10 protein-coding genes are annotated in these 11,279 nt (G+C 61.8%); 7 read left to right on the top strand and 3 right to left on the bottom strand.

Going from position 1 to position 11,279, the window contains the following annotated elements; all coding sequences use genetic code 11:
• Positions 1–1,392 (top strand): sigma-54-dependent transcriptional regulator (locus B3849_RS12755; protein ID WP_286780245.1); only part of this gene is annotated, 1,392 nt, incomplete at its 5' end.
• Positions 1,393–1,401: 9 nt separating this feature from the next.
• On the opposite strand, the gene B3849_RS12750 is transcribed toward B3849_RS12755, so the two are convergent.
• Positions 1,402–1,872: a hypothetical protein gene (locus tag B3849_RS12750; RefSeq protein ID WP_005853493.1), complete on the bottom strand. Its 471-nt coding sequence runs from the start codon at positions 1,870–1,872 to the stop codon at positions 1,402–1,404.
• Between the two features lie 153 nt (positions 1,873–2,025).
• On the opposite strand from B3849_RS12750, the gene trkA reads away from it, so the two are divergent.
• From trkA to B3849_RS12725, 5 genes are all read left to right on the top strand, one after another.
• Positions 2,026–3,402 (top strand): Trk system potassium transporter TrkA, encoded by a 1,377-nt coding sequence (gene trkA, locus B3849_RS12745; RefSeq protein ID WP_005853494.1) that lies wholly within the window; start codon positions 2,026–2,028, stop codon positions 3,400–3,402.
• Positions 3,403–3,436: 34 nt separating this feature from the next.
• Positions 3,437–4,972: a TrkH family potassium uptake protein gene (locus B3849_RS12740; RefSeq protein WP_005853496.1), complete on the top strand. Its 1,536-nt coding sequence runs from the start codon at positions 3,437–3,439 to the stop codon at positions 4,970–4,972.
• 141 nt (positions 4,973–5,113) lie between these two features.
• A complete protein-coding gene (gene hfq, locus B3849_RS12735) occupies positions 5,114–5,353 on the top strand; it encodes an RNA chaperone Hfq (RefSeq protein ID WP_005853497.1) in 240 nt (79 codons plus the stop codon).
• Positions 5,354–5,409: 56 nt separating this feature from the next.
• Positions 5,410–6,648 carry a GTPase HflX gene (gene hflX, locus B3849_RS12730; protein WP_132996614.1) on the top strand — a complete coding sequence of 413 codons (1,239 nt, stop codon included), beginning with the start codon at positions 5,410–5,412 and terminating at the stop codon, positions 6,646–6,648.
• A 112-nt stretch (positions 6,649–6,760) separates the two neighbouring features.
• Positions 6,761–7,162 (top strand): DUF2177 family protein, encoded by a 402-nt coding sequence (locus tag B3849_RS12725; RefSeq protein WP_278426309.1) that lies wholly within the window; start codon positions 6,761–6,763, stop codon positions 7,160–7,162.
• A gap of 75 nt (positions 7,163–7,237) precedes the next feature.
• Here B3849_RS12725 and B3849_RS12720 read toward each other — a convergent pair whose 3' ends face one another.
• Positions 7,238–7,801 carry a pseudouridine synthase gene (locus B3849_RS12720; RefSeq protein ID WP_037944262.1) on the bottom strand — a complete coding sequence of 188 codons (564 nt, stop codon included), beginning with the start codon at positions 7,799–7,801 and terminating at the stop codon, positions 7,238–7,240.
• Positions 7,798–10,266, bottom strand: a complete 2,469-nt coding sequence (locus tag B3849_RS12715) for a penicillin acylase family protein (RefSeq protein WP_278426310.1) — start codon at positions 10,264–10,266, stop codon at positions 7,798–7,800. The genes B3849_RS12720 and B3849_RS12715 overlap by 4 nt, the downstream gene beginning before the upstream one ends.
• 98 nt (positions 10,267–10,364) lie before the next feature.
• Here B3849_RS12715 and B3849_RS12710 point away from each other — a divergent pair, with 98 nt between their 5' ends.
• A complete protein-coding gene (locus B3849_RS12710; RefSeq protein ID WP_037944263.1) occupies positions 10,365–11,237 on the top strand; it encodes an NAD(P)-dependent oxidoreductase in 873 nt (290 codons plus the stop codon).
• Positions 11,238–11,279: the final 42 nt, after the last annotated feature.

Raw genomic sequence — 11,279 nt, 5'->3', positions numbered from 1 at the left:
GACGACGAACGCGACATCCGCGAGTTGATTTCGGACATTCTGGAAGACGAAGGCTTTGTCACGCGGTTGGCCGGCAATTCGGACGAGGCGATCTCGGCCATCAACGCGGAACCGCCAGCGCTGATGATCCTTGATATCTGGTTGAAAGACAGCCGGATGGACGGGATCGACATTCTGAAAACGGTAAAGCGGGACAATCCGGATGTGCCTGTTGTCATCATCTCGGGGCATGGGAACATCGAAATCGCGGTCGCGGCGATCAAGCAGGGTGCCTATGACTTCATCGAAAAACCCTTTAATATCGACCAGTTGATGGTGGTGATCCGCCGCGCGATGGAAACCTCGCGCCTGCGTCGCGAGAACCACAGCCTCAAACGGCGCGAGGTCGCGAGCACTGATATGATCGGCAGCTCGACCGCCTTCAAAACGCTGATGGGGCAGCTTGACAAGGTCACGAAGTCGAACGGTCGGGTGATGCTGCGCGGCCCTGCGGGGGCGGGCAAAGAGATCGCCGCGCGCTATATCCATGCCAATTCCAACCGGGCCTCGGCCCCCTTCGTGACGGTCAACTGCGCCAGTGTCGCGCCGGACCGCATGGAAGAAGTGTTGTTTGGCCGCGAAACCCCCGACCGTGGGGTAGAGCCGGGCCTGCTGGAACAGGCGCATGGCGGGGTGATCTTCTTTGACGAGGTGGCCGATCTGCCGCTGGGGACACAATCGAAAATCCTCCGTGTCCTGGTGGACCAGCAATTCACCCGCGTCGGCGGCAACGACAAGGTGCGTGTCGATCTGCGTGTTATATCCAGCACAAACAAGGACTTGGACGCCGCGATTAAAGCAGACACCTTCCGGCAGGAACTATTTCACCGGCTCAACGTCGTGCCGATCTCTGTCCCGTCGCTAGAGGACCGCCGCGAGGATATCCCCGTCTTGGCGCGCCACTTTATCGCGGATTTCAACGCCTCGCAGGGGTTGCCGCTGCGCGAATTCTCGGGCGATGCAGAGGCGTTGTTGCAGACGATGGTTTGGCCGGGCAACGTGCGTCAGCTCAAGAACCTGGTGGAACGTGTGCTGATCCTTGGCGACGGTACCGGCCCGATCGAAGCGCGCGAGCTGCCGGGCGAGGAAGAAACCACCGATGAAGAGGGCCGCGTGGTGCTGTCCGGTGCCTTGGCGACCTTGCCCCTGCGCGAGGCCCGCGAGGCGTTTGAACGCGAATACCTGCTGACCCAGATCAACCGGTTCGGCGGCAACATCAGCCGCACCGCGAATTTCGTCGGCATGGAACGGTCGGCGCTGCATCGCAAGCTCAAAAGTCTCGGGGTGGTGACCTCGGCCAAGTCGGGCACGCGGGTGGCGCATGTGGATGATGACGGGGCAGCCGATAGCTGACCGCGTTCGCTACCCCCGCGTCACGATCTGGAAACTGCCATCGTCATTGCGGATCACGCAGGCGTTTTCGGTCAGCGCGGGCAGGGCGGTCGTGCGCCCCTGCGGCGCGGCCTTGGCGATGCCGGCGGGGCATTGCGGGATCGACACCGGGGCAAAGCCGGCATCCGCCATACATTGCGTTTCAACCCTTTTGCGCAGATCGGCACTGGGATCGACCGTATAGGTTTGCCCGGGCTCGAAATATCCCGCGCGGGAAGTGCAACGGCCATCGGACCGGCAGACGCGGCGCGGCGGGATGAAACGGGGCGGGGTGCGCACGGTTTGAAGCGCCACGGGCACCTGCGCCAAGGCATCGACCTGACATTGCGTGGTCTGGCGTTCGACCATCGCGACAGTGGCACCGGGCTTGTAGTAGGTGTTCAACGGTGCGCAGGCCGCCAGTGCCACGCCACCCCAGATGATCAAAGCCGTTTTCCGCATTTGCGCCCCCGTCTTGCTATGGAAGCAAGTCTGACATTTGAATTGACCCTTGCATAGCCATCTGTCATTCAAATCACTGGCATATCACGGGTCACGCGGGCACGCCCCAGCTGGTGACGCAAGGCAAGGCTTCACGCCAAAGGAACCCCATTTATGAAAGTGATCATTTGCGGCGCAGGGCAGGTCGGGTGGCAGATTGCCCGCCATCTTTCGGGCGAACGCAACGACGTCACAATCGTTGACAGCAACGCCGATCTGGTGCGCCGCGCCACCGATACGCTGGATGTGCAAGGGATTGCCGGCTTTGCAAGCTACCCCGATGTGCTGGACCGCGCCGGTGCCCGCGATGCCGAGATGATCATTGCCGCCACCCATTCGGACGAGGTGAACATGGTCACCTGTCAGGTGGCCCACTCGGTCTTTGGCATCAACCGCAAGATCGCGCGGCTGCGCAGCCAATCCTATCTGACGGCGATCTATTCCGATCTTTATCGTCGCGATCACATGCCGATCGACGTTGTAATCTCGCCCGAAAAAGAGGTGGCAAATGCGGCGTTGCAACGGCTTTCGGCCCCGGCGGCCTTCGATACAGAGACGTTCATGGACGGGATGGCGCATCTGATCGGTATCCAGATCGACGAAGACTGCCCGGTTGTGAACACGCCGCTGCGACAGTTGACCGATCTGTTCTCGACGCTGCGCGCCGTTGTCGTCGGGGTGCGCCGTGATGGCACGCTGTTTGCGCCGGAATCCAAGGACCAGCTGTTTGTCGGTGACGCCTGCTATGTCTTTTGCCACCGCGATGACATCCCCCGCACGCTCGAGATTTTTGGCAAGACCACCAGCAAGCTTGAACGTGTCGTGCTTGTGGGCGGGGGGAATGTCGGGCTGGCCGTGGCCCAGAACCTCGAGGCGCGCGGCAAGCGGGTGCGCACCAAGATGATCGAGAAGAACCGCCGCATCGCGGAACGCGCCGCCGAGGCGTTGGAGCGGACGATCGTGCTTAACGGTGACGGGCTGGACGCGTCCCTGCTGGCCGAAGCGGGGATTGGCCGCGCCGATGCGATGATGGCGATCACCGATGACGACAAGACCAACATGCTGGCCTGCGTGCGCGCCAAATCCGAAGGTTGCCCCTATGTCATCGCGCTGATCAATGACCCCACGCTGGTCCCGCTGATGGAGCCTTTGGGCATCGACGCCTATATCAACCCGCGTTCCACCACCGTCAGCTCTATCCTGCGGCACATCCGTCACGGGCGGGTGCGGTCGGTCTATTCCATCGGCGACGCCGAGGCAGAGGTGATCGAGGCTGAGGTGCTATCGACCTCGCCGATTGCGGGCAAACGCGTGTCCGACATTGATTTCCCCGAAGGGGCATTGATGGGCATGGTCCGCAAGGGCGACGAGGTCATGCGCCCCCTTGGCACGACACGCATCGAAGAAGGTGACGTCATCGCTGTGTTCTGTCTGGCCAAAGACGTGCCGCAGGTCGAACAGCTGATGCAGGTCTCCATCGACTTTTTCTGATGGTGCCTGCGTCCAAATTACCGGAGCGCCGCACGTGAGACGCAAATCCTATATCCGCCGCGAGATCCTTGAACTGCCGCTGTTCTTGCTGATTTTCGGTGTGTTCAGCGCCTCGACGATCTTTCCGGCGATCTTTGCGCTGACCACCCAAGACCATCTGGCATCGCGGGCGTTTTTCTATTCGGGGCTGCTGGGGGTGATTATCTTTACCCTGATTGCGGTCGCCCATGCCGGACGGCGCGCGCGGCACGGGGCCTTGGGGCCGTTGATGTCGTTGTTTTCCAGCTTTGTCTTCCTGCCCGCGCTGCTGGCGATCCCGTTTCTCGAGGCTTTGCCAACCACGCGGTTCCTGCACGCCTATTTCGATATGGTCAGCGCGATCACCACGACCGGCGCGACGCTGTTCGATGATCCCGGGCGGATCAGTGACACGCTGCATCTGTGGCGCGCGCAGGTCGCCTGGATGGGCGGGCTGCTGATGTGGATCGCGGCGTCGGCCATTCTGGCCCCCTTACACCTTGGCGGATTCGAGGTGACCTCGCAGGCCGAACCCGGCAACCCGGACGAACGCCGCAGCAATATGGGCCAGATCGACCCGCGCCAACGGTTGCTCAGATCCGCGGCGGCGCTGACGCCTACCTATCTGGCGCTGACGCTGATGCTGTGGCTGCTGCTGCTGGCCAACGGAGATCGATCGCTGGTGGCGCTGTGCCATGCGATGTCGGTGCTGGCGACCTCGGGCATCTCGCCACTTGGGGGGACGCATGACACCGGTGTCGGTTTCGGGGCCGAGGCGATGATGATGCTGTTCATGCTGTTCGCGCTGTCGCGGCTGACCTTTTCCAAAGACACGGTGACGGCGACGCAAGGGGGGCTTTTTACCGATCCGGAATTCCGCATGGGGCTGGCGCTGATCCTCGGCGTGCCCGTGGTGCTGTTCGTGCGCCATTTCCTTGGCGCTTTCGATGTAGATGCCAGCGCCGAAGCGCTTGAGACCGGCAGCGCCTTCTGGGGGGCCATGTTCACGGTCACCTCCTTTCTGACCACCACCGGATTTGTCAGCGCCTCATGGGCCGAAGCGCAAAGCTGGTCGGGGCTCGAGACCCCGGGGCTGATCCTCATGGGGCTGGCGCTGATCGGTGGCGGGGTGGCGACCACGGCCGGAGGGGTCAAGCTGCTGCGGGTCTTTGCGCTGTATCGCAATGGCGTCCGCGAGATGGAACGGCTGGTCCATCCGCACTCTGTCTCGGGCGCCGGTCAAGCGGGGCGGCGGCTGCAAAGCAACGGGGCGTTCATCGCCTGGATATTCTTTATGCTGTTCGCGCTGTCGCTGGCGGGGGTGACCCTGCTGCTGACCTTCGTCGGCGCGCCCTTTGCCGATGCGCTGGTAATGTCGGTGGCCACACTGGCGACAACCGGCCCGTTGATGGAGTTTGCCGCCGATGCCCCCATCGCGTTGATCCAGCTGGGCGACGGGGCCAAGATGATCCTATGTGCGGCGATGGTGCTGGGGCGGTTGGAAACTTTGGCGATTATTGCGCTGCTCACCCCTGATCTGTGGCGCGCGTGACACGGGATGCGGCTTTGCGCGCAACAGTTCTGACATTTTGGGGTGGAAACTCTGTGCGCGGGTCTTCATAGTCTTCCGAAGGGGTAAACCGATCCGCGGTTGCCAGCAAGAACAACAGCAAGAATAAGAGCGAGACCAACAATGGCGGCTGACCGACAAAACCTACAAGACGCATTCCTGAACCATGTGCGCAAGACAAAGGTGCCGGTAACGATTTTCCTGATCAACGGTGTGAAGCTGCAAGGCGTCATCACATGGTTTGACAATTTCTGTGTTCTTCTGCGCCGTGATGGCCAATCGCAGCTTGTGTACAAACATGCGATTTCCACGATCATGCCAAGCACGCCGATCTCGCTATACGAGGGTGAAGACGCTAATTGAGCCGTCCTCCGTTTCAAATTGATGACACCGCAGGCCCGAAGCGTACCCGGGCTTGGGTGATTCACCCTGACATCAAGTCAGACAATGACCGCCGCATCGCGGAGCCCGCCTTGGCGGAAGCCGTCGCCTTGGCCCGTGCCCTGCCGCATCTGGACGTGGAAGGGGCCAATATTGTGCCCCTGCGCACCGTCAGCGCGGGCATGCTGTTCGGCTCTGGCAAGATCGAGGAGCTTCGGCTTGTCTTTGAAGAGGCCGAGGTTGAACTGGTGCTGGTCGATGGACCAGTGACGCCGGTCCAGCAGCGCAACCTTGAAAAAGCATGGGGCGTCAAACTGCTTGACCGTACCGGTCTGATCCTCGAGATTTTCAGCGACCGCGCCGCCACCCGCGAAGGGGTGCTGCAGGTTGAAATGGCTGCGCTGAACTACCAGCGCACGCGTCTGGTCCGTGCCTGGACCCACCTTGAACGTCAAAGGGGTGGTTTGGGCTTTGTCGGGGGCCCCGGCGAAACCCAGATTGAATCGGACCGCCGCGCCATTGACGAACAACTGGTGCGCTTGCGCCGGCAGTTGGACAAGGTCGTCAAGACTCGGGCTCTGCACCGCGCCGCGCGTGCCAAGGTACCGTTCCCCATCGTGGCGCTGGTGGGCTATACCAACGCAGGCAAATCGACTTTGTTCAACAGGATGACCGGTGCCGATGTGATGGCGAAAGACATGTTGTTTGCCACGCTGGACCCGACCATGCGCAGCCTTGTGCTGCCCGACGGGCCAGAGATCATTCTAAGCGACACCGTGGGCTTCATCTCTGACCTGCCGACGGAACTGGTCGCCGCCTTCCGCGCAACACTGGAAGAGGTTCTGGCCGCCGATATCATCTGCCACGTGCGCGATATCTCTCATGCAGAGACGGAAAGTCAGGCACGCAATGTGCGCGATATCCTGACGTCCTTGGGCGTGCCCAAGGATACGCGCAGCTTCGAGGTCTGGAACAAGCTCGACCAGTTAGATGACGATCGTGCCGCTGCCGTACGCGCCCGTGCGCAGCGCGACGACAGTGTTCTTGCCATCTCTGCCATCACGGGTGAGGGGTTGGAGGAGTTGCAAGCGGTCATCGCCGAAGCGCTGCAAGGTGCTGTGCGTGAAGCCGAGCTGACGCTGGCCTTTGCCGATGGCAAGAAACGCGCCTGGCTGTTCGAACAGGACGTCGTGATCGAGGAAACCCAAACCGAAGACGGGTTTAACTTGATCGTGCGCTGGTCGGCACAGCAAGAAGCGCAATACCAGCGGTTGTAAGGCCGGCAGCTTTCGGGACCAATTGAAATAAGTAAAAAAACGCCCGGAAAAGTCGCATTTTCCGAGCGCTGCTGCATATGATTGGGGAGCGTTGATTTTTCAGGAGCCCCCGATGACTTTGATTATTCTTTATGTGCTGACATTCGCGATCTTTCTGGGGCTCGACTTTCTGGGCCTGAGCTATCTGATCAAACCGGTTTTCAGCCGTGATATCGGCCCCTTGCTGCTGGACCAGTTCCGGCTTTTGCCCGCCTTTGTCTTCTATGCCTTCTATATTGCTGTGCTGCTGTATTTCGTCAGCTGTCCCGCGGTGGCACAGGATAAATCCTTGCTGTGGGTCTTTGGCAATGCGGCGCTGATCGGGGCCTTGGGGTATGGCACCTATGAGTTCACCAACCTCGCGACGTTGAAAGACTGGACACCACAGATGGTGGCGACGGATTTCTCTTGGGGGGTGGTGTTGACCGGGACCTCTGCCACGTTGGGGGTCTGGGGCACGCGGGTGTTTTCCTGACGGTTCAGGGGTCAGGGAAGAGGGGGCCAGCCCCCCGGCCTTTGGCCGCCCCCCGGGATTTTGGGCCATTTGGAATTAGCGGCCAAGCTCGGACGAGAAGCGCCATGCGCCGGGTTGCAGCTTGTGTAATTCCCAGTCGCCGACGCGCGCGCGGATCAGGCGGAGTGTCGGCAGGCCGACATGGGCCGTCATGCGCCGCACCTGACGGTTGCGACCTTCGGTGATCGTGATCTCGAGCCAGGCATCAGGGACGGATTTGCGAAACCGCACCGGCGGGTCGCGGTCCCACAGAGGGTCGGGCGGGTCCATCAGCCGCGCCTTGGCGGGGGCGGTTTTGCCGTCTTTGAGCGTGACACCGCTGCGCAAAGCGGCGAGGGCTTGTTCATCCGGCGTGCCTTCGACCTGCACCCAATAGGTTTTGGCCAGTTTATATTTCGGATGCGAGATACGCGCTTGCAGCGGGCCGCTGTCAGTCAGCACCATCAGCCCTTCGCTGTCGCGGTCCAGCCGTCCGGCGGGGTAGAAGCCTTTTTCATCGATATAGGCCGACAGGGTCGGACGCGGCGAGCCTTCGGTGCCCTTGTCGGTGAATTGGGACAAGACGCCAAAGGGTTTGTTGAAAAGGATCACGCGGTTCATTCTGCCTCCGGTATCAGCTTGGTGATGCCGACGGGGGCGGCGCGGGCGAGCTCTTCGTCCAGCGACATGGGAATGTATTCGCCGCGCCGCCAGAGCTGTGCCAGATCGTCGTAGTGGTGCGACAGGAAGTGGCCCGATTGGCCCGTTGATGTGATGAACACCGATGAATCCGGATCCGCGAAGTCATACACCCCGCGGAAGCCTGCGCCGTGGACATTGGCGAAAGGGTCCGGCCCCGTGCCACGGGTGCGGCCACGCAGCAGGGTGTTATCACCCCCCGAGGTCGATTGGCGGATGTTCATGAAGTAGCGCAGCACGGGGACTTCGCCCAAGGTCTGGTGGTCGTGGGTGGCTTGGTGTGCGTCGCCCCACCGCAGGGATTCCAGCTGGGTGCCCCATGTCTCGTTGATCCAGATCAGCGCATCGTCCAGCGCCATGCGGGCCATGTCGGGGCAGGTCTCTTTCGGGGCGGATTGCAGCACGTCGCACCATGCGGCCGCACCGTCCACATCACGGAAAACACGTTCGATGAACAGCGGATCGACATGATCGAATTCCTCCGCCAGGGCCCCAAGTTCGTCCTGGATCAGCCGTTGCTGCAAGGCGCGCAGCCAGGCGGCATAGATCAGCGGTTCGGGCAGATGTTCGTTCATCTCGCCCGACCAGCCGGCAAGCAGGGTCAGCGCCCGTTGGCGTTGGCGCTCAGACGTGCCTTCGGGCGCGGTTTCGCCGGTGAACCACAGCTCGGCCCCGATCAGCGGTAGCAGAGAGCGCGCGGTGAAGCTGACCGTATCCAGCTGCGCTTCGATAAAACTGTCGCGGGTGTGCACCTGGCGGCGCTGCATCAGGTTGCGCCACCGCTGGATGCGTTGCGTATCGCCCCAAAGGAAGGACACGTGGTTGGGGAAGGGGCGGTCCACCGTCTTGTTGTTGGTATTGCCGATAATCCCGCCACGGGGCGACAGGAATTCGGGGTTTGCGCTATAGGGCAGGCGGCCCTGCCAGCGGTTCGCGGCGATCCAGCCCGGTGTGGGCATGCGCCCCTGGCTTTGATGCGCGGCGTCGCGGGCAGGCAGCGCGCCGATGGTTTTCATCGCGATGGTATTCACATCCACCAGCGTCAGGTTTTGCGACGGCGCGATATAGGCCTCGCCCGCGGTGATCCCTTCCTCGACGGTCTTGGCCTCCATCAGCTGCATTGCCGCGGCGATTGAGGTATCGGCGGGGTCCAGCGCGGTCCAGTTCAGCGCGGCGACATGACCGGGCGGGGTGATCGCAGCGAGGTTATAGTGGCTGCCGGGAAGCACCGGCCCATTGTCGGTCCAGCGCAGGGTCAGCGTGATCGGATCGGCATCCTTGACCGTGATAATCGACGCGCGTTTGGCGAATTTCTTGAACCCGTCGGGGGTGCGGTATTCCTCGCTGTTGTCGGGGTTCAGCTCTTCGATATAGACATCCTGATCGTCAGCATAGGATGAGGTGATCCCCCAGCCAAGCGCGCTGCTGCGCCCTGTCAGCACCACGGGAATACCGGGGATCGTGCCGCCGATGACACCGCCCGATTGCAACTCGAGCCGCGCGAGGTACCAGATGGTCGGCGCGGTGAAGCCCAGATGCGGGTCATTGGCGATCAGCGTCCCGCCCGAGGCAGAGCGATCCCGTGCGGCAGCCCAGGCGTTGGAGGCACCCGCCAGATCAAAGGATTTGAACGGCGACAGCGGCGAGGGATCAAGCGGGATATTGGCGGCGAACTGCGGCAGGCCGGGGGCCAGCTGCGCATATTCGGGCAGGGCGGCGATGCCACTGCCGGGGGCGTCAGGCAGGATATCGAACAGGCGCTTTTGATCGGGCAGCGCCAGCGAGGTGCGGGCGCGCTTGACCTCGGCATCCAGATGCCCCGACAGCTGCAAGGCCATCAACTTGACCAGCGCCACGGAATCCGCCGCGCGCCAGGGGGCGACGGGTGCATCAAACAGCAGCATTTCGGGGGCACCGCGGCCCAGGGCTTCGGTGTTGATCTGATCCAACCGGGCATTCACCCCGGCGGCATAGGCATCCAGCGCTGCGCGGGTCTTGGGGTCGAGCGCCTGAAGCGATTGCACCGACAAGGTATAAAGATCAAAGCGACGCAGCAGACGGTCGATACGGACGGTGGTGGTGCCGAAAACCTCGGACAAGCGGCCTTGGACCGTGCGGCGCATGGTGATCATCTGCCACAGACGGTCCTGCGCATGGGCAAAGCCCAGCCCGTAGAACACATCTTGGTCACTTTCCCCGAAGATATGCGGCACATTGGCGTTGTCGCGCACGATCTCCACTTCGGCCCCGAGGTTGGGCACGCGGACCGTATCGTCGTAGTCAGGCAGCGACCGCGAGGCCAGCCAATAGGCACCGCCGACACCAATTACCGCCAGCACCACCAAGAGCGTTGCAATTCGCATCAGCCACCGAAAAACCACTGCCATGTCACGCTCCTGGGTATATCTACGCGCGATTGACCAATGCGCGCAGGGTGATAGGTTCCTCTCAGGCAATAGCGCAACTGAATGACAAGGAAAAGACGATGGCAAAGCTCGCATTTTTGGGATTGGGCGTGATGGGCGCGCCAATGGCCGCGCATCTGCAAAAAGCGGGGCATGACGTGACCGTGTACAACCGCACCACAGAGAAGGCGCGCGCTTGGGCAGAAACCCACGGTGGCAAGATGGCAGAGACGCCCAAAGCCGCCGCTGAAGGGGCAGAGATCGTTTTTTCCTGCGTCGGCAATGATGACGATCTGCGCTCCGTCTGCGTTGGCGACGACGGCGCATTTGCCGGAATGGGCGAGGGCACGATTTTTGTCGATCACACCACAGTCTCGGCAGCGGTGACGCGCGAATTACACGCGGCGGCGGATGCGCGCCAGATCAGCTTTGTCGATGCGCCGATTTCCGGCGGGCAGGCGGGGGCGGAGAATGGCCAGCTGTCCATCATGTGCGGTGGCGATTCCGGTGCCTTTGATCGTGCGCTGCCCGTAATGGAGGTTTACGCCAAGATCTGCCGTCGCCTTGGCGACAGTGGTGCCGGCCAGATGACCAAGATGTGCAACCAGATTGCCATTGCCGGTCTGGTGCAGGGCCTGAGCGAGGCGCTGCATTTCGCCCAGAAAGCCGGATTGGACGGGCGCGATGTCGTCGAGGTGATCAGCCAGGGTGCCGCAGGCAGCTGGCAGATGGCCAACCGCTACGAGACAATGCTGGACGATAAATTCGACCACGGGTTTGCCGTGGACTGGATGCGTAAGGATCTGGGGATTTGTCTGGACACCGGTAACGAGATCGACGCGAGCCTGCCTGTCACGGCACTGGTTGATCAATTCTATAAGGATGTGCAGAAAATGGGGGGCGGACGTTGGGATACGTCGGCGCTGTTCAAACGTCTGAACGCCTTGGGTTAAGCCCAAAGCTGCCCGATCCGCGATGCTGCGGATCGGGCGTTT

This window comes from Sulfitobacter sp. UBA4523 (assembly GCF_002388305.1).
Lineage (GTDB): Bacteria > Pseudomonadota > Alphaproteobacteria > Rhodobacterales > Rhodobacteraceae > Sulfitobacter > Sulfitobacter pontiacus.
Note: the sequence above shows the minus strand (reverse complement) of the source record. Positions and strands in the feature narration are given on the sequence as shown.

Coding starts and splice junctions, on each gene's coding strand:
- hfq (WP_005853497.1), top strand. CDS start 5,114: ATGGCGGCTGACCGACAAAACCTACAAGACGCATTCCTGAACCATGTG.
- B3849_RS12720 (WP_037944262.1), bottom strand. CDS start 7,801: ATGAACCGCGTGATCCTTTTCAACAAACCCTTTGGCGTCTTGTCCCAA.
- B3849_RS12715 (WP_278426310.1), bottom strand. CDS start 10,266: ATGGCAGTGGTTTTTCGGTGGCTGATGCGAATTGCAACGCTCTTGGTG.
- B3849_RS12750 (WP_005853493.1), bottom strand. CDS start 1,872: ATGCGGAAAACGGCTTTGATCATCTGGGGTGGCGTGGCACTGGCGGCC.
- trkA (WP_005853494.1), top strand. CDS start 2,026: ATGAAAGTGATCATTTGCGGCGCAGGGCAGGTCGGGTGGCAGATTGCC.
- B3849_RS12725 (WP_278426309.1), top strand. CDS start 6,761: ATGACTTTGATTATTCTTTATGTGCTGACATTCGCGATCTTTCTGGGG.
- B3849_RS12710 (WP_037944263.1), top strand. CDS start 10,365: ATGGCAAAGCTCGCATTTTTGGGATTGGGCGTGATGGGCGCGCCAATG.